This window comes from Streptomyces sp. L7, from assembly GCF_050990935.1.
Classification (GTDB): domain Bacteria; phylum Actinomycetota; class Actinomycetes; order Actinomycetales; family Microbacteriaceae; genus Leifsonia.
Genome location: NZ_CP194644.1, coordinates 2,635,650 through 2,652,253 on the forward strand (window position 1 = coordinate 2,635,650; position 16,604 = coordinate 2,652,253).

A 16,604-nucleotide genomic window follows, 5' to 3' on the forward strand; every position below is an offset into this window, starting at 1 on the left:
CTTCCTTGGCGTGCCGACGCCTCCTCTCGGATGGAATGCCCTCCGGCCGCCGAGCGCAAGGGGTTGAACGGATTCGGAGGCGGCGGAGCATCGGAAGGGGTCACCGCCGCCGAGCGAGAGGAGCACGCGTGAGCCGCATCGAGACACTGGAGGGCGCCGTCGTCGTCGTGACGGGCGCCAGCGGAGGGGTCGGCCGGGCCACCGCCGTCGAGTTCGGGCGCAACGGCGCGCGCGTCGCACTGCTGGCCCGCGGCGAGGCGGGGCTGGAGGCCGCGGCCGCCGAGGTGCGCGACGCCGGCGGCCGGGCGATCACCGTCCCGGTCGACGTCGCCGACGCCGACGCCGTGGAGGCCGCGGCCGAGCGAGTCGTGAACGAGTGGGGCCGAATCGACGTGTGGGTGAACTGCGCGTTCTCGTCGGTCTTCGCGGAGGTCGGCCGGATCTCGCCGGAGGAGTTCCGCCGGACCACCGAGGTGAGCTACCTCGGTTTCGTGTACGGCACGATGGCGGCGCTGCGCCGGATGCGCCCAGCCGGCGGAGGGACCATCGTGCAGATCGGCTCCGCGCTCGCCTACCGCGGCATCCCGCTGCAGTCCGCGTACTGCGGCGCGAAGCACGCGATCGTCGGGTTCACCGAGTCGGTGCGCACCGAGCTCATGCACGACCACAGCGAGGTCGCCATCACGATGGTGCACCTGCCGGCGATGAACACGCCGCAATTCCGCTGGCTGCTCTCCCGCCTCCCGAAGCAGGCGCAGCCGGTGCCGCCGATCTACCAGCCGGAGGTCGCCGCGCGCTCGATCGTCCGCGCCGCCGTGCACCCGCGTCGGGCCTACTGGGTGGGCGTGTCCACGGTGGAGACCATCCTCGGCAACCGGGTGATCCCGGGCCTGCTCGACCGCTATCTGGGCAAGACCGGATACGCGTCCCAGCAGACCGACGAGCCGCGGCCCGCCGACCAGCCCGCCAACCTGTGGGAGCCGGCCGACCGGGAGGTGGACCACGGCACGCACGGCCCGTTCGACGACCGGGCGAAGGGGACGAGCGTGCAGGCCTGGGCCTCGCGGAACCGCCGCGCACTCGGGGCCGTCGGCGCCGCCCTCGCGGGGGCGGCCCTCCTCACCGCGGGGAGCGCGGCCTCCCGCCGCCGCTGACCGCGCCGCCCGCTCCACAGGGGCCGCAACACCCCGTGATCGCCCGCGCGTAGCGGCGTGTTGCGGCCCCCGTGCCGCGCCCAGAGGTTGGTCAGGAGGCCTTCAGGAGGTGCATAGTGCGACCTCCTAGGGTGGTGCTTTCGCGTGGGAGGTCCGCGCGAGCCGAGCGGGCGGGAGGTGCGGGATGCGCAAGGCGGTCGTCGCCCTCCTCGTGGCGCCCCTCGTCGTCGCCGGCGGCCTGTTCGCGGCCTCCCGGCTCGTGACAGTACCGGCGACCATCGCCGCCCCGCCCCCGCCGTGCGCCGACGCCACGGCGACCACGGTGGAGGGCCGCGCGGTGCCGAAGGGGCCGGTCGCCGGATTCTGCGCACCCGAGCTCGCCATGGCCGCCACGATCCTCGCAGCCGCCCGAGACCAGGGCGTCGGGCAGTACGGCGAGACCATCGGGGTCATGACCGCGATCGGCGAGTCCGGCCTCCGCAACCTCGACTACGGCGACGCGGCGGGCCCCGACAGTCGCGGCCTCTTCCAGCAGCGGGACAACGGCGCGTGGGGCACGCTCGCGGACCGGATGGACCCGTACACGGCGGCGACGCACTTCTTCCGCAAGCTCGTGCGCGTGCCCGGCTGGCAGTCGATGACGCCGACCGAGGCCGCGCACGCCGTGCAGGTCAACGCGGACCCCGGCTACTACGCGCAGTACTGGGCCGACGCGCAGACCGTCGTCGCCGCGCTCGGCGGCTAGCCATCCCTTCCTCACTTTCTCCCGGTCAACGCCGGCGTGTCGCGGGAGAAAGTGAGGAAGGGATGGCTGAAGGGCGTGCGGACACCCTGAGAGTCCTGACAGACGACGCGCCCACCGCCCCGCCCGCGTTCACCTGCGCATCCCGCGTCCCGCCAGGGATGCCGCCGTCGACACGCCCGAGCGCGCGCGACCGCCGTAACCCCGCATTCATGAACCGTTTGGTTGACCCCCCGATGAGGGCCGCACCAGTGTCTTCTCTGTGACCTCCCTCCGAGGTCTCTCGCCTTCTCAGCTCCACCACTCTCGGGAAAGGTCTCGACCCATGCCTCGCAACACCCCCCGGCGCCAGAAATCCGGCAGACGCCGTTTCGCCGCCCTCACACCGCGGCAGCGCGTCCTCGCGGTCACCGCGGCCACCTGCGCGCTCGTCGTCCTCGGCGGCGGCATCGCCACCGCCTCCACCCTCGCCTTCGGAAACCAGCAGGTCGGCGTGAACTACGCCGACGGCGAGCAGATCTCGTCCGACCAGGTGCTCCAGCCGGCCGGGACCCGCCTGATGACGCCGTTCGGCAAGCTCATGGGATCGACCGTCAGCCCCGACGGCCGATTCCTCGTCGGCACCAGCGCCGACCGCTCCGTGGACCTCCAGGTCTTCGACCTCTCGACGTACAAGCCGGTCGCGGCGGCGGGCACGCTCGCAGCGTCCTCGTTCGCGACCGCCGCCGCCAACGCCGGCTACGGGTCGATGAACTACCTCAAGATCTCGGACGGCACGGTCGGCCAGGAGGGCCCGGTCTTCTCGCCCGACGGCAAGTTCCTGTACGAGCCGGTCGCGACCGGCATCGTCCGCTACCCCTTCAACGCCGACGGCTCGCTCGGCGCCGGCACGAAGATCAGCATCCCGAACTCCGCCGCCGGCCAGGAGGCGCTGACCGCCGGGATGACCTTCTCGCCCGACGGCTCGACCCTGTACGCAGCGGTCAACGGCCAGAACACGGTCGTCGCCATCGATCCGGCCGCCGGCACGATCAAGCAGACCCTCCCGGTCGGGATCGCCCCCCGTCAGCTGACGTTCGTCGGGAGCAAGCTCTACGTGGCCAACGAGGGCGGCCGCTACGCGCTCCCCGGTGAGACCACGATGGGTTCGTACGGCACGCAGGTCCCCGCAAACACCACCCTCGGAACGTCGACGACCGGCACGGTCAGCGTCATCGACACGGCGAACCCGTCGGCCGCTGTCGGCTCCATCCCGGTCGAGCTGCACCCGACGGCCATGCACGTCAGCGGGAACACCCTGTACGTCGTCAACACGAACAGCGACTCCGTCTCGGTGATCGACACACGCTCCGGGGTCGTCGTCCAGACGATCGCGACCCAGCCGTGGGCGTCGTCGAAGACCGGGTACCAGCCGACCGCCGTCACGCTGCAGGGCGACCACCTGCTGGTGTCCCTCGGCAACGCGAACGCGATCGCCGTCTACAAGATCAACCCGAAGGACCCGCGTGACCCCGCCGCGCTCATCGGGCTCCTGCCGACCGACTACTACCCCGAGAACGTCGCCGCCGTGAACGGCTCGATCGTCGTCACGAACACGCGCGGGATCGACGCTCGCGGGCCCGGGATCACTGTCAACAAGGGGGCGGGCGTCCCGGTGGTGACCGGGCACGGCACGCACTCGACCACGGCCTCGCTCACGAAGTTCGCGCTGCCGAGCGACCAGCAGATCCAGAAAGCCACGGCTCAGGTGTTCGCTCAGAACGGCTGGACCGAGAACTCCCTCAAGCAGGCCCAGGGCGACCAGAGCGAGAACGCTGCGGCGGTCATCCCGAAGCGTCTGGGGGACCCCTCGCCGATCAAGCACGTGTTCCTCGTGGTCAAGGAGAACCGCGGCTACGACCAGCTCTACGGCGACATGAAGCAGGGCAACGGCGACCCGTCGCTGACCCAGTTCGGCCAGACGGTGACGCCGAACCAGCACGCCCTCGCCTCCCAGTTCGGCCTGTACGACAACACGTACGACATCGGGACGAACTCGGCCGAGGGTCACAACTGGCTGATGCAGGGCGACAACACCGCCTACACCCAGACCAGCGCGGGAGAGTACACCCGCTCCTACGACACGGAAGAGGACGTGCTGGGTCACCAGCGCAGCGGCTTCCTGTGGAACTCCGTGCAGTCGGCCGGCAAGAGCGCGAAGAACTACGGCGAGTTCGAGTACGGCGAGGGCAAGCCGGCCGGCGCGACCTGGCAGCAGTACTACTGCGCGGCGACGAGCACGATGGGCGGCGGTTCGCCCGCGCAGCTGTTCGACCCGTCCATCAAGTGGAACGCGGGCTCGGTCATCCCGTCGCTGAACGCGATCTCCGACCCGAACGCGGCGCCGTTCGACCTCGCCGTGCCGGACATCTACCGGTACGAGACCTGGAAGCAGGACTTCGAGAAGAACGGGCCGTCCAACTTCAACATGGTGTGGCTCTCCAGCGACCACACCGGAGGCACCGCCGACCCGAAGGCCATGGTCGCCGACAACGACCTCGCGCTCGGCAAGATCGTCGACGAGATCTCGCACTCGCCCTACTGGAAGGACTCCGCGATCTTCGTCGCCGAGGACGACAGCCAGGACTCCGCCGACCACGTCGACGGCCACCGTGCTCCCATCCAGGTGATCAGCCCGTACGCCGTGCACGGGAAGACCGTGAGCACGTACTACTCCCAGATCAGCATGGTCCGCACGATCGAGCAGATCCTCGGCGCGCAGCCGCTGAACCAGAAGATCGCCGCGGCGACGCCGATGGCGGACGCGTTCACGAACAAGCCCGACCTGACGCCGTACACCGCGGTCGCCAACCAGGTCCCGCTGACCGAAGGTGTCGCGACCAAGCCCGCCTGCGGCTACGACACCCTCGGGAAGACCGGAGCCGCGGCCGACGCCGTGAACGCCCAGGCCGAGAAGGACGCCGCTGTGCCGGCGGCCGAGCAGCCGGTCGCCGCCGAATGGCAGAAATGGGCCGGAAAGCAGCACTTCACCGGAACGGCCGGCCACCCGGCCATCCCGGACTACGACAACCCGCTGCTGATGAACCGCTACACCTGGTACCAGACCAAGCACTGGACGTCGCCCTACCCGGGAGACGCGAAGATCTACGGGCCGAACGACGTGCCGGGCATCGCCCCGGGGTCGACGAACCACGACGACCAGTAGCCGTCGCAGACGCGGACGCCCCCATCCTTCGCGGGTGGGGGCGTTCGTGCGTTCACGGGTTGTGGGCATTCAGGGTTGCGGGCATTCAGGGGTTGTGCGCGCTCACGGGTTCTCGTACGTCCCGTCGAGGCGCGCCCGCCCGATGACGTGACCGCGCATCGCGCGCACGGCGTCCTCCAGCCCGAACGAGGCGGGGAGGTCGAGCCGGCGGTCCACTGCGAAGAGCTGGAAGACGTAGAAGTGCGGCCCGTGCGACGGCACCGGCATCGGCCCGTGCCAGCCGCGGGAGGCGAGTGACCCGCGGCCGTAGGCGATCCCCTCCGGTGCGCCCTTCCGGGCCAGCGCGCCCTCCGGCAGACCGCCGAGCGCCGGGTCGATGCCGCGCGCGAGCGTGTGGAGGGCGGGCTCGGCGCGCGGGGCGTCAGGGTCCTCCACGACGAGCACCAGCTCCTCGGTGGCGACAGGCGGCGCCGTCCACTCGAGCGCGGGCGAGAGGTCCTGCCCGAAGAGCCGACCGCGATACTGCGCCGGGATTGGCGCGCCATCGGCGAACGCCGGGCTGGTGAGCACGAACGACTCGGGCCCCTGCAGTCCGTCCCGCAGCCAGACGATCTTGTCGTGCCCGGCACGCCGATCGCGCAGCGCCCGTCCGATGGGGTTCGGCATGGTGGGGCCTTTCCGGGTGGGGTGGGTGCGAGGGCCAGCCTAGATGACGCCCATCAGATCACCGCCCAGCTCCCGGGCGTGCTGTCGAGGAGCAGCTCGCCGAGCCCGGCCGCGGCGAAGGCGGAGACGAAGTCCTCGGTGCTCTCGGTGAAGTGCGCCCAGCCCTCGGTGTGCGCGGGGAGCACGCGCGGCCGGCCCAGGATGCGCGCGGCCTCCGCGGCCTCGGCGCTCGTGAGCGTGAGGCAGCCGTCGACCAGCGGCGTCCTCGCCGCTCCCGCGAACAGGACCGCGAGTTCGATCGCCGGGAAGCGTCCGGCGATCTCGGCCACGAGGTCGAGCGAGGCGTTGTCGCCGGAGATGTAGACCGTGGGCGAGTTCGTCGACTCCAGGACGAATCCGGTCACGGGGCCGGTGGCGGCCTCCGTCCCGTCCGGCCCGTGCTGGGCGGGGACGGCGGTGACGGTGACCCCGCCGACGACGACGGAGTCCCACGGTTCGAGCCCGCGGCACGACGCGTCGAGGCGTCCGGAGGCGAGTGGCGTGGTCACGACGAGGGGCGCGGTCGTCAGATACGCCCGGCCACCGTGGTCCAGGTTGTCCGGGTGCTGGTCGTGCGAGAGCAGCACCGCGTCGACGCGCCCGAGGTCAGCGGGCTGGAGGCGCGCATCCGTGGTCTTGGTGAGCACCCGGGAGCCGATCGGGTACTCACCCGCGCGATCGAACGTCGGGTCGACGGCGAAGCGAGCGCCGCCGAATTCGACGAGGAGGCTGGGGCCGCCGAGGGAGAGGATGCGGGGAGGAGTGGTCACGTCTCCATCGTAGAAATGGCCGTGCCGGCGCTACACTCCGACCCGCTCCCGCTCCCGCTCCCGCTCCCGCACCAGCCACACCACATCCCGCCCGAAGGACTCCCCCAGCAGCGCCAGCGCCCCCGCGACCAGCACAGCGCTCACCCCGGGAAGCACCCCCGTGCACGCCACGGCGAGCGCCACCCCCGCGTACGCCGTCACCACCTTCCGCCAGTACCGGTACGGCAGCGGCGCCCGCAGCCACGGCAGCACCCATCCAGCGACCACGAACGCGTAGCGCAGCGCGCCGATCGCCAGCACCCACAACCCGAGCGTCGGTGCGACGAAGACGCTCAGCACCAGCAGCAGGAACGCGTCCACCTCCATGTCGAACCGCGCCCCCAGCTCGCTCGTGCTGCCGGTGCGTCGCGCGACCCAGCCGTCGACCGCGTCGAGCGCCAGGGCCGGGATCACCAGCCCGACCAGCAGCGGGACGGGCACCGCCGAACCGAACGACGCCACCACCAGTCCCGTGATCACCCCGACCACCGTCGAGCGCATCGAGGTGACGATGTTCGCGGGCCCGAAGCGTTCCGACCGGCGGCGCTGGAGGCCGCGGACCAGCAGCACGTTCGACACCAGGAGGTAGGCCACGGCCGCCGCCCAGCCCGAGGCCGGCAGCGGCGTCATCCACCACTCGACCGAGAGCAGCCCGATCAGGAGGACGAGCGCGAGACCCGCGCCGGCCCAGCCGACCGCTGCGAGTTGAACCCTTTTCACGTCAGCCTCGTGTCTCTGGGGAACGGCACCGTGCGCTGCCGCATCTTGCCTTAACACGCAGCGTGTGCACGGATGGTTCACAACGGCTCGGTCCCATCGGAGGCCGCCGCGAGAGGAGCTCCACGTGCTCGAAGCCACCGCGTTCTGGGTCGAGGAGCCCGGCGTCGGCGCCCTGCGGTCCGAGCCGCTGCGGGTGCCCCGCGATGGGGAGGTGCTGGTCCGCACGCTGCGCACGGGCGTGAGCCGCGGCACCGAGGCGACCGTGTTCGGCGGCCGGGTGCCGCCCAGCCAGCGCGCGCTGATGCGCGCGCCGTTCCAGGAGGGCGACTTCCCCGCGCCGGTCAAGTACGGCTACCTCAACGTCGGCGTGGTCGAGCAGGGGCCGCCCGAACTGGCCGGGTGCACCGTCTTCACGCTCTTCCCGCACCAGTCGGCCTTCGTCGTCCCGGCCGGCGCGGTGATCCCGGTCCCTGAGGGCGTGCCCGCCGAGCGCGCGGTGCTCGCGGGGGCAGTGGAGACCGCGGTCAACGTGCTGTGGGATGCCGCCCCGCTGCTCGGCGACCGGATCGCGGTGATCGGGGCCGGGATGATCGGCTGCTGCGTCGCACGGCTGGCGCACGGCATCCCGGGCGCGGAGGTCACGCTGGTCGACGTCGACCCGTCTCGGCGCGCGGTCGCCGAGCGGCTGGGCGTGGACTTCGCCGAGCCCGCCGCCGCCCCGCACGACCGCGACCTCGTCGTCCACACGAGCGGATCGGAGGCCGGGCTGCGGCTCGCGCTCGAGACCATCGTCGCCGACGGCGAGGTGATCGAGGCGAGCTGGTTCGGCGACCGGCCGGTGACGCTCATGCTCGGGGAGGACTTCCACTCCCGCCGGCTCACCCTCCGGTCGAGCCAGGTGGGCGAGGTGTCCCCGCGGCGCCGCGACCGGCGCAGCACCGCCGACCGGCTGGCACTCGCGCTCGACCTGCTGCGGGACCCCGCGTTCGACGCCCTCCTGACCGGCTCGTCGTCGTGGCGGGAACTGCCGGAGGTCCTCGCGCGACTGGCGGCCGGCCCCGGCTCCGAGCTCTGCCACAGCATCGATTGGGAGGACGCCTGATGCCGTACACGGTCACGGTCCGCGATCACCTCATGGTCGCCCACAGCTTCACCGGCGAGGCGTTCGGGCCCGCGCAGCGACTGCACGGCGCGACCTTCGTCGTGGACGCGACCTTCGGCGCCGACGAGCTCGACGCCGACGGTGTCGTGGTCGACATCGGCCGCGCCACGGCCGTGCTCGCCGACATCACCGGCTCGCTCACGTACCGCAACCTGGACGACGAGCCCGCCTTCTCCGGGATGAACACCACCACGGAGGTGCTGTGCCGGGCGATCGCCGACCGGCTGGCAGACGCCGCGGCCGACGGGGCGCTCGGTCGTGCGACCGGGCTGACCTCCATCGCCGTCACCCTTCATGAGTCCCACATCGCGTGGGCGAGCTACTCGAGGCCGCTGTGACCGCTGTGTACTTCGTGGTGCCGGACACCATCGACGACCCGCCCCGGGTGAGCGGCGGGAACCGCTACGACCAGCGCGTCCGCGACGGCCTCCGCGGCGCGGGGTGGACGGTGCACATGCTCCTGGTCACCGGCCGCGGCCCGGGCTGGACGGCCCGTGCGCTGGCGGCGCTGCCGGAGGGCGCGCTCGCGCTGGTGGACGGCCTGCTGGTGTCCCGGGAGCCGGAGGCGCTGGTGGCGCACCGGTCGCGGCTGCGGATCGTGGTGCTGGCGCACATGGTCGCGGCGCCGGCGACCCCGGGCGACGGGATGCCCGGCGGCGCGATGCTCGACGACCGCGACCTCGGCGCCCTGCGCTCCGCGCGACGGATCATCGCGACGAGCGCATGGACCCGCTCCCAGCTCCTCGAACAGGACGCCGCCGACCCGCACCGGATCGTGGTCGCCCATCCGGGCGTCGACCCAGCGCCCGCGACCACGGCCTCCGCGGGCGGCGGCCGTCTGCTGTGCGTCGCCGCGATCGCGCCGCACAAGGGCCAGGACCTCCTGCTGCGCGCGCTCGCCGGCTTCGCCGACCGCGACGACTGGACCTGCGCGCTCGTCGGCTCGCGGGAGGTCGACCCCGACTTCGTCGCAGCGCTGACGGCCGTGATCGACGCCGCCGGCCTCTCCGGCCGGATCCGTTTCGCGGGCGTCCTCGACCCGGTCGCCCTCTCGGAGGCGTACGCGGAGGCCGACCTCGTCGTGCTGCCGTCGCGCAGCGAGAGCTACGGGATGGCCGTCGCCGAGGCGCTCGCGCACGGGGTGCCGGTGCTCGCGACCGGCGTGGGCGGCATCCCCGAAGCGATCGCGCGCGCGGACGCCGCGATGATCGTGCCGCCGGACGACGCCTGGGCGTTGCGCGTGGTGCTGCAGCAGTGGTGGGCGAGCGCGGCGCGCCGGGACGCGCTGAAGAAGGCGGCGCTGGAGGCGCGGGAGGCCGGCCGGCGCTGGGAGGACACGGTCGCGGTCGTCGCCTCCGCGCTGCGAGCGGCCGCCGTGGAAGGACTGCGGACGGAGGCGGTGCCGTCATGAGCGGGGTGCTGGAGGTCGGTGCCGACTGGCTCGCGCTGCGGGAGGCGGAGGACGGTCGCGCACGGTCGCGGCGCCTCGCGCGCCTGGCGGCGGGACTCGTCGGAGCCGACTCTCCGGCGCCCGGCCGCCCGATCACCGTGCACGACCTCGGCAGCGGCACCGGCTCGATGATGCGCTGGCTCGCGCCGCAGCTCCCCGGGTCGCAGAGCTGGGTCCTCCACGACTGGAACGCCGACCTCACCGCGCACGCGACGCGGACAGCGCCTCCCCGCGACCGCACCGGCCGCCCGATCGCGATCGACTCCCGCGTGACCCCGCTCGAGCGGCTCGCGCCCGCCGACGTCGCCGGCGCGGATCTGGTGACGGCCTCTGCGCTGCTCGATGTCGTGACCGCGCGGGAGGCGCACGCGATCGTGGACGCGTGCCTCGCCGCCGGCGCACCCGCGTTCCTGCCGCTCAGCGTGACCGGTGACGTGGAGGTGCGGCCCTGGGATCCGCGCGACATCCGCTTCGCCCGCGCCTTCAACGAGCACCAGCGCCGGGAGGTGGACGGCCGCCGCCTGCTCGGGCGGTACGGCGCGCCGATCGTGCGCGGGCTCTTCGCGCGCGCCGGCTGGCACGTCCGCACGGCGCTCACGACGTGGCGGCTCGACCGACGCGACCTGCTGCTGGGCGCGTGGTTCGACGGCTGGGTCGACGCGGCGGTGGAGCAGGCGGAGGTCGACCGCGATCGGGCGCTGCTCGATCGGGCCGCAGGCTACCGGGAGCTGCGCCGCGAGCAGCAGCGCCGCGGCGTGCTGTCCGCCGTCGTGTACCACCTCGACGTGCTGGCGTGGCCGCGATGACCGTCCGGCTGAGCGCAGCGGACGAGACGACGAGGGCAGCGCCGCGCCGCCGCCTCCTCGCACGCCCTGGGCTCCGGATCACCCTCCGCGTCCTCGTCCCCCTCGCCATCCTCATCGCGATCGTCGCACGCGTCGGAACCGGCCCCTTCCTCCACGGCCTCCTCAGCCTCGACGGGCCCACGGTTCTCGCCGCGTTCGCCCTCACCGCGCTCGCGACGGTCGCGGCCGCGTGGCGGTGGCGCCTGATCGCCGGACGGCTCGGCGTCGGCCTCCGCTGGTCCACGGCGATCGGGGCGTACTACCGCTCGCAGTTCGTGAACACCGTGCTGCCGGGCGGCGTGGTCGGCGACATCCAGCGCGCGGTCGATCACGGCCGCAGCGCCGACAGGATGGGCGCTGCGGCCCGGTCCGTCGCCGTGGAGCGGCTGCTCGGCCAGGTGGTGCAGCTCGTCCTCGCGGTGGGTGTGCTGGCGATCGTCGGGATGGAGTTCGAGGGCGTCCTGCTGCCGGTGCTCGGCGTCGCGCTCGCGGCCGTGATCGTCGGCGGCGCCGTCACGGCCTCCGCGAGCCGACGCGTCCGACGGGCGCTGGCGCACGAATGGCGGGAGCTCCGGGAGGGCCTCGGCTCGGCGTCGGTCTGCCTCCAGGCGGTCGTCGCGTCGGTGATCGTCTGCGCGTGCCACCTCGGCACGTTCGCGATCGCGGCGATCGCCGTCGGCGCGGACGTGCCGCCGCTGCGTCTCCTCGCACTCGGGATGGTGGTGCTGCTCGCGGCATCCATCCCGTTCAACCTCGGCGGCTGGGGTCCGCGGGAGGGCGCGGCCGGGTGGGCGTTCGCAATGGCGGGCTTCGGCGCTGCGGGCGGCGTCTCCGCCGCCACGCTGTACGGCGTGCTGGCCTTCGTGTGCTTCGCCCCGGCTGCGCTGATCGTGCAGTACGCGGCCGTTCGGCGCAGGAGGAGGATGCGGGCATGACCGAGCGACCGTATGTGACCGTGAGCTGCGCCATCTCCCTCGACGGCTACCTCGACACCGCGCGCCCGCCGAAGCTCGCGCTCTCGAACGCCGCCGACTTCGACCGGGTGGACGAGGTCCGTGCGCGGCACGACGTGATCCTCGTCGGCGCCCGCACGGTTCGGCGGGACAACCCGCGGCTGCTCGTCCGCAGTGCCGAGCGCCAGGACCGGCGGGAGGCCTCCGGGAAGTGCCGCACGCCCTGGAAGGCGACCGTGACCTCGACCGGCGACCTCGATCCCCGCGCGAACTTCTTCACCCTCGGCGACACCCGGAAACTCGTGTACTGCCCGCGCGACCGGCACGGCCTCCTCGCCGACCGGCTCGGCGACGCCGCGACCGTCGTGCCGCTCGGCGACGACGTGCGGATGACCGACCTCCTCGCGGACCTCGGCGAGCGCGGCGTGCGGCGGCTGATGGTGGAGGGCGGCGGGAGGACGCTGACCCAGTTCCTCTCGGAGGGGCTGGCCGACGAGCTGCACCTCGCGGTGGCCCCGTTCTTCGTCGGAGACCGGGACGCGCCCCGCTTCGTCGGCGAGGGCGCGTACCCGTGGACGAGCGACCGCCGTGCCGCGCTCGTGGAGGCCCGGCCGATCGGGGATGTCGTGCTGCTGCGCTACGCCCTGTCCGACCGGTTCGGGGGCTTCCCGTGAGCCGGCAGCGCAGGGACCGCCGGGTCCGGAGCGCCGTCGCCACCACCCTGGCCGCCGTCGCCACCACCCTGGCCGTCGTCGCCACCACCCTGGCCGCCGTCGCCACCACCCTGGCCGTCGTCATCCTCTTCGTCGCCTCGCTCGCCCCCGGCCTGGTCGCCTCCGACTCGACGCTCGCCCTCGTGCGCGTCCCGCTGGAGTGCGTCCTCGCTCTGGCCACGCTCATCCTGCTCCCGTGGCGGTGGGCGCGCCGCACCCTCGCGATCCTCGTCGCCCTGCTGCTCGTCCTCGCGACGATGGTCGCTGCACTCGACCGCGTGTTCGAGGCGACGGTCGGCCGGCCGTTCGACGTGGTGTCGGGATGGTCCGAGCTGGTGGACGGCTACGGAGTGGTCCGCGACTCCACCGGGACGGCGGGGGCGATCGGCCTCCTGGCGCTCGTGGCGCTGGTGGCGGTCGGCGCCGTGGTCGCGGTCGCCGCCTCCCTGCTGCGCGTCGCGCGCGTCCTCACCCGTCGGCGCCGGCCGAGCCTGATCGCGGCGTCCGCCGTCACGGCCGGGTGGCTGGTCCTCGCGATCGTCGGCGTTCAGCTCGTGCCCGGCGAGCCGGTCGCCGCGGCCGACGGGCTCTCCGCGGCGGCCTCGACGGTGGACCAGGTGCAGGTCGCCGCGCGCGACCAGGCGGTCTTCGACCGCGCGGCGTCCAGCGACCCGTATGCGGCGCTGCCCGCCTCCGACCTGCTGACCGGGCTGAAGGGCAAGGACGTCGTCATCGTCTTCGTGGAGAGCTACGGGCAGGTCGCCGTGCAGGGCACGTCCTTCTCGCCGGGGGTGGATGCGGTCCTGCGCAGCGGGAACGCCGCCCTCGCCGCCCACGGCTACACCGAGCGCAGCGCGTTCCTGACCTCGTCCACGTTCGGCGGGATCAGCTGGCTTGCGCACTCCACGCTGCAGACCGGGCTGTGGGTCGACTCGCAGCAGCGCTACGACCAGGTGACCGCCGGCACCCGCTTCACGCTCAGCGACGCCTTCCGCAAAGCCGGCTGGCGGACCCTCAGCGACGTCCCGTCGGACTCGAAGCCGTGGCCGGTCGGGTCGACGTTCTACCACTACGAGCAGGAGCTCAACGCCACGAACGTCGGCTACCGGGGACCGATCTTCAGCTACGCGCAGGTGCCCGACCAGTACACGCTGGCCTACTTCCAGCAGCACCAGCTCGCCGGGCCGCACCCGCCGCTGATGGCGGAGATCGACCTCGTCTCCTCGCACACGCCGTGGACGCCGCTGCCGAAGCTGCTGCCCTGGGATCAGCTCGGCGACGGCTCGGTCTTCGACCCCCAGCCGGCGGAGGGCCTCCCGCCGAGCGTCGTCTGGCAGGACCCGCACCACGTCCAGCAGCTCTACGGCCAGTCGATCGAGTACACGATGGGCGCGCTGACCTCGTTCCTGACCACCTTCGACGACCCGAACCTCGTGCTCCTGGTGCTCGGCGATCACCAGCCGGCGACGGTCGTCAGCGGGCCCGGCGCGAACCACGACGTGCCGATCAGCATCATCGCGAAGGACCCGGCCGTCACCGAGCGGATCGCGTCGTGGGGCTGGCAGCCCGGGCTGCTGCCGTCCGCCGGCGCCCCCGTCTGGCGCATGGACGCCTTCCGCGACCGCTTCCTGACGGCCTACGGCCCCTGAAGTCAGCGCGATTCGGCACGAATGTCGCGTTTCGCGTCGCCATTCGCGACATTCGGCACGAATCGCCGGCGAGTGTCACGCCTCGGGCGACGACGGGAACGACCGGCGCGCCACCAGGATGACGACGAGTCCCACGACCACCAGCGCGGCCCCCGCGAACGGCAGCCACCCCAGCCCGGGCCCGGCGAGCACCGCCGCGCCGACCGCCGCCCCTCCTCCGATCCCGATGTTGGCCGTCGAGTTCACGAGCGCCCCGATGACCTCCGGGGTCGCGCCGCGCGTGCGGATCGCCGCGGTCTGGAACACCGACGCCACCCCGCCGAAGCCCGCGCCCCACAGCACCGCGGCCGCGAGCACGCCGGCGAGCGCCGGGAAGGCGATCCCCACCCCCACCAGCCCGACCGTGACCGCGCCGAGCAGCGCCAGTACGGTCGAGCGCGGTCGCCGGTCGAGCGTCGCCGCCGCGAACCAGGTCCCGACCAGCCCGACCGCGCCGATCCCGAGCAGCACCGGACCGACCCCCTGCACCGGCAGCCCGGTGGCGAGGAGGATCACCGAGACGAAGGTGTAGACCGTGAACTGCCCCAGGTACACGATCGCGTTCGCTGTGGAGACGATCCCCAGCCGCACCCGGCGAGCGCCCGCGCCCTCCCCGGTGTGCCCGGTCCCGCCTCCCGGGACCGCCGGCAGCAGCACCGCGACGATGACGACCGTGACCGCGCACACCCCGGCCAGCACGCCGAACGCCGCGCGCCAGCCGAGCGCCGTGCCGAGGGAGGTCGACAGCGGCACCCCGAGCACGAACCCGGCCGAGGCTCCCGCGGTGACCAGCGCCAGCGCGCGCCCGGTGAACGCGGAGGTCACCAGCCGGGACGCGTACCCGATGCTGACCGAGAAGAACAGCGCGTGCGCGATCCCACCGAAGGCGCGCCCCGCCGCCAGCACGCCGAAGTCCGGCGCGACCGCGACCACGAGGTTGCTCACCGTGTACGCCACGAGCGTCGCCTGCAGCAGGCCTTTGCGCGAGAACCGGGACGTCGACAGCGTCAGCGGCACCGCGAGAACGGCGACCATGAACGCATAGACCGTGACCAGCAGCCCGGTCACCGAGTCGGACACCCGCATGTCGTTCCCGATCGCCGGCAGCAGCCCGACCGGCAGCATCTCCGTCGTCACCGCGAGGAAGGTCGCCACCGTCAGCGCGACGAGTCCGCCCGCCGCCTCGCGCACGGTGCCCGCGCTCCAGTCCGACGCGTGAGGCATGGTTGCGATGCTAACCCCGCCGCGCCGATTGAACCGATACCGAGCCTCGTTCGTGTTCCCCATGAGGCCTTCAGCGGTGGAGGCCCGGGGAAGGAAGCGGGTAGAGCCATGACCCAGAGCATCCAGAGCAGTCAGAGCAGCCGGAGCAGCCAGGGGCCGATGCGGCTCATGCGGATCCTGAGCGCAATCGTGCTCGTGCTGGTCGCCGGGATCCATCTGTTCCTGATCTTCGACGGTGTCGGCGGCCTGCTCGGCGTCCTGTTCGTCCTCAACGCGATCGCCGCCATCGTCCTGGCGATCGGGATGCTGGTGCTGCGCGGCGCCTGGCTGCGCCTCGCCACCCTCCTCAGTCTGCTGTTCCTCATCGCCAGCCTGGCCGCGCTCCTGCTCGCCCTCACGGTCGGCCTGTTCGGCATCAGGGAGGTGTGGACGTTCACCCTCGTCCCGGAGACCGTCATCATCGAGGCGATCGGGATCGTCGTGCTGGCGATCACCTCGGGCGCCGCGTTCAGGAGGACGCGCGTGGCGTGACGGCCACCCCCGCGATCTGCGTGTTGAACGGCAGGAACGCCGTCCGGACGCGGTAGCGCTCCACCTCCACGCTCGCGAAGGCCGCGGCGCGGAGGGCGCCCTCCAGGTCGCGCTCGCAGGAGCAGCCTTCGAATGTCCACGCCCAGGGCCGGCGGACCAGCCTTTGCGCCAGCCGGGTCGGCGTCCCGTCCGGCGCTGCCACGTGCTCCACGAAGCGGAAGGCGCCGCCCGGCCGCAGGATGCGCCGGACCTCGGCGAGCACGGCGTCCGGATCGTGGACCGTGCAGAGCACGAGCGACGAGATGACCGTGTCGACGCTGTGGTCCGGGAGGCCGGTGCTCTCGGCAAGGCGCTCACGAAGGTCGAGGCGCACGCCGGCGCGAGCGGCCGCGGACCGGAGGCGCGCGTGCATGTGGCGGTTCGGCTCGACGGCGATCAGAGTCGCGCCGGCCGGGAGGTAGCGGAGGTTCGCGCCGACCCCGGAGCCGAGCTCGACGACCTCCGGCGGCAGCTCGGCGAAGGCGCGCTGCTTGTGCAGGCGGAGGTGGTGCTCGATGTACGGGTCCATGACGCGGAAGAAGGCGGCGTTGAAGGGGCCCCGGAGGGGGTGCTGCTCGAAGGCGGGCGCGGACGTGCGGAGGGTGACTCGGGTCATGGAGACAGCCTCCCGGACCGCGGTCAGCGAGTCAGGCGGGGAACTACC

General features: G+C 72.9%; 16 protein-coding genes. 11 read left to right on the forward strand and 5 right to left on the reverse strand.

Features of this window, described 5'->3' with window-relative positions:
- Window positions 1-128 precede the first annotated feature (128 nt).
- From ACR5MH_RS13165 to ACR5MH_RS13175, 3 genes are all read left to right on the forward strand, one after another.
- Window positions 129-1,154: an SDR family oxidoreductase gene (locus ACR5MH_RS13165; protein WP_431347603.1), complete on the forward strand. Its 1,026-nt coding sequence runs from the start codon at window positions 129-131 to the stop codon at window positions 1,152-1,154.
- A gap of 184 nt (window positions 1,155-1,338) precedes the next feature.
- On the forward strand, window positions 1,339-1,899 hold the full coding sequence (locus tag ACR5MH_RS13170; RefSeq protein ID WP_431347604.1) for a hypothetical protein: 561 nt from the start codon (window positions 1,339-1,341) through the stop codon (window positions 1,897-1,899).
- Window positions 1,900-2,221: 322 nt separating this feature from the next.
- Window positions 2,222-5,101 carry an alkaline phosphatase family protein gene (locus tag ACR5MH_RS13175; RefSeq protein WP_433861836.1) on the forward strand — a complete coding sequence of 960 codons (2,880 nt, stop codon included), beginning with the start codon at window positions 2,222-2,224 and terminating at the stop codon, window positions 5,099-5,101.
- Window positions 5,102-5,203: 102 nt separating this feature from the next.
- Here ACR5MH_RS13175 and ACR5MH_RS13180 read toward each other — a convergent pair whose 3' ends face one another.
- The 3 genes from ACR5MH_RS13180 to ACR5MH_RS13190 are packed head-to-tail and all read right to left on the reverse strand — an operon-like array spanning window position 5,204 to window position 7,335.
- Window positions 5,204-5,767, reverse strand: coding sequence for a YbhB/YbcL family Raf kinase inhibitor-like protein (locus ACR5MH_RS13180; RefSeq protein WP_431347606.1), 564 nt, complete (start codon window positions 5,765-5,767; stop codon window positions 5,204-5,206).
- Between the two features lie 53 nt (window positions 5,768-5,820).
- On the reverse strand, window positions 5,821-6,576 hold the full coding sequence (locus ACR5MH_RS13185) for an MBL fold metallo-hydrolase (RefSeq protein ID WP_431347607.1): 756 nt from the start codon (window positions 6,574-6,576) through the stop codon (window positions 5,821-5,823).
- A gap of 30 nt (window positions 6,577-6,606) precedes the next feature.
- Window positions 6,607-7,335 carry a CDP-alcohol phosphatidyltransferase family protein gene (locus tag ACR5MH_RS13190; RefSeq protein ID WP_431347608.1) on the reverse strand — a complete coding sequence of 243 codons (729 nt, stop codon included), beginning with the start codon at window positions 7,333-7,335 and terminating at the stop codon, window positions 6,607-6,609.
- A 124-nt stretch (window positions 7,336-7,459) separates the two neighbouring features.
- Between ACR5MH_RS13190 and ACR5MH_RS13195 the strand changes: the two genes are divergently transcribed.
- Genes ACR5MH_RS13195 through ACR5MH_RS13225 form a run of 7 tightly spaced genes read left to right on the forward strand, consistent with a single transcriptional unit; the run spans window position 7,460 to window position 14,107 of the window.
- The gene (locus ACR5MH_RS13195; RefSeq protein ID WP_431347609.1) at window positions 7,460-8,437 is read left to right on the forward strand and encodes a zinc-dependent alcohol dehydrogenase; all 978 of its coding nucleotides are present in this window, start codon (window positions 7,460-7,462) and stop codon (window positions 8,435-8,437) included.
- Window positions 8,437-8,835 (forward strand): 6-pyruvoyl trahydropterin synthase family protein, encoded by a 399-nt coding sequence (locus ACR5MH_RS13200; protein ID WP_431347610.1) that lies wholly within the window; start codon window positions 8,437-8,439, stop codon window positions 8,833-8,835. The genes ACR5MH_RS13195 and ACR5MH_RS13200 overlap by 1 nt, the downstream gene beginning before the upstream one ends.
- On the forward strand, window positions 8,808-9,908 hold the full coding sequence (locus tag ACR5MH_RS13205) for a glycosyltransferase family 4 protein (protein WP_431347611.1): 1,101 nt from the start codon (window positions 8,808-8,810) through the stop codon (window positions 9,906-9,908). Before ACR5MH_RS13200 ends, ACR5MH_RS13205 begins: the two co-directional genes overlap by 28 nt.
- Window positions 9,905-10,753 (forward strand): SAM-dependent methyltransferase, encoded by an 849-nt coding sequence (locus ACR5MH_RS13210; RefSeq protein ID WP_431347612.1) that lies wholly within the window; start codon window positions 9,905-9,907, stop codon window positions 10,751-10,753. Before ACR5MH_RS13205 ends, ACR5MH_RS13210 begins: the two co-directional genes overlap by 4 nt.
- On the forward strand, window positions 10,750-11,727 hold the full coding sequence (locus tag ACR5MH_RS13215; RefSeq protein WP_433862652.1) for a lysylphosphatidylglycerol synthase transmembrane domain-containing protein: 978 nt from the start codon (window positions 10,750-10,752) through the stop codon (window positions 11,725-11,727). Before ACR5MH_RS13210 ends, ACR5MH_RS13215 begins: the two co-directional genes overlap by 4 nt.
- Window positions 11,724-12,419 (forward strand): RibD family protein, encoded by a 696-nt coding sequence (locus ACR5MH_RS13220; protein ID WP_431347613.1) that lies wholly within the window; start codon window positions 11,724-11,726, stop codon window positions 12,417-12,419. The genes ACR5MH_RS13215 and ACR5MH_RS13220 overlap by 4 nt, the downstream gene beginning before the upstream one ends.
- On the forward strand, window positions 12,416-14,107 hold the full coding sequence (locus ACR5MH_RS13225; protein ID WP_431347614.1) for a CDP-alcohol phosphatidyltransferase: 1,692 nt from the start codon (window positions 12,416-12,418) through the stop codon (window positions 14,105-14,107). Before ACR5MH_RS13220 ends, ACR5MH_RS13225 begins: the two co-directional genes overlap by 4 nt.
- A gap of 75 nt (window positions 14,108-14,182) precedes the next feature.
- On the opposite strand, the gene ACR5MH_RS13230 is transcribed toward ACR5MH_RS13225, so the two are convergent.
- Window positions 14,183-15,370, reverse strand: a complete 1,188-nt coding sequence (locus ACR5MH_RS13230) for an MFS transporter (protein ID WP_431347615.1) — start codon at window positions 15,368-15,370, stop codon at window positions 14,183-14,185.
- 108 nt (window positions 15,371-15,478) lie between these two features.
- On the opposite strand from ACR5MH_RS13230, the gene ACR5MH_RS13235 reads away from it, so the two are divergent.
- Window positions 15,479-15,901: a hypothetical protein gene (locus ACR5MH_RS13235; RefSeq protein WP_431347616.1), complete on the forward strand. Its 423-nt coding sequence runs from the start codon at window positions 15,479-15,481 to the stop codon at window positions 15,899-15,901.
- Here ACR5MH_RS13235 and ACR5MH_RS13240 read toward each other — a convergent pair.
- A complete protein-coding gene (locus ACR5MH_RS13240) occupies window positions 15,879-16,556 on the reverse strand; it encodes a class I SAM-dependent methyltransferase (RefSeq protein WP_433861837.1) in 678 nt (225 codons plus the stop codon). The two genes, ACR5MH_RS13235 and ACR5MH_RS13240, sit on opposite strands and share 23 nt — an antisense overlap.
- Window positions 16,557-16,604 lie beyond the last annotated feature (48 nt).

What these genes read in the sequence shown, in the direction of transcription:
- ACR5MH_RS13170 (WP_431347604.1), top strand. Translation starts at nt 1,339, where the DNA reads ATGCGCAAGGCGGTCGTCGCCCTCCTCGTGGCGCCCCTCGTCGTCGCC.
- ACR5MH_RS13175 (WP_433861836.1), top strand. Translation starts at nt 2,222, where the DNA reads ATGCCTCGCAACACCCCCCGGCGCCAGAAATCCGGCAGACGCCGTTTC.
- ACR5MH_RS13180 (WP_431347606.1), bottom strand. Translation starts at nt 5,767, where the DNA reads ATGCCGAACCCCATCGGACGGGCGCTGCGCGATCGGCGTGCCGGGCAC.
- ACR5MH_RS13200 (WP_431347610.1), top strand. Translation starts at nt 8,437, where the DNA reads ATGCCGTACACGGTCACGGTCCGCGATCACCTCATGGTCGCCCACAGC.
- ACR5MH_RS13210 (WP_431347612.1), top strand. Translation starts at nt 9,905, where the DNA reads ATGAGCGGGGTGCTGGAGGTCGGTGCCGACTGGCTCGCGCTGCGGGAG.
- ACR5MH_RS13215 (WP_433862652.1), top strand. Translation starts at nt 10,750, where the DNA reads ATGACCGTCCGGCTGAGCGCAGCGGACGAGACGACGAGGGCAGCGCCG.
- ACR5MH_RS13220 (WP_431347613.1), top strand. Translation starts at nt 11,724, where the DNA reads ATGACCGAGCGACCGTATGTGACCGTGAGCTGCGCCATCTCCCTCGAC.
- ACR5MH_RS13230 (WP_431347615.1), bottom strand. Translation starts at nt 15,370, where the DNA reads ATGCCTCACGCGTCGGACTGGAGCGCGGGCACCGTGCGCGAGGCGGCG.
- ACR5MH_RS13235 (WP_431347616.1), top strand. Translation starts at nt 15,479, where the DNA reads ATGACCCAGAGCATCCAGAGCAGTCAGAGCAGCCGGAGCAGCCAGGGG.
- ACR5MH_RS13240 (WP_433861837.1), bottom strand. Translation starts at nt 16,556, where the DNA reads ATGACCCGAGTCACCCTCCGCACGTCCGCGCCCGCCTTCGAGCAGCAC.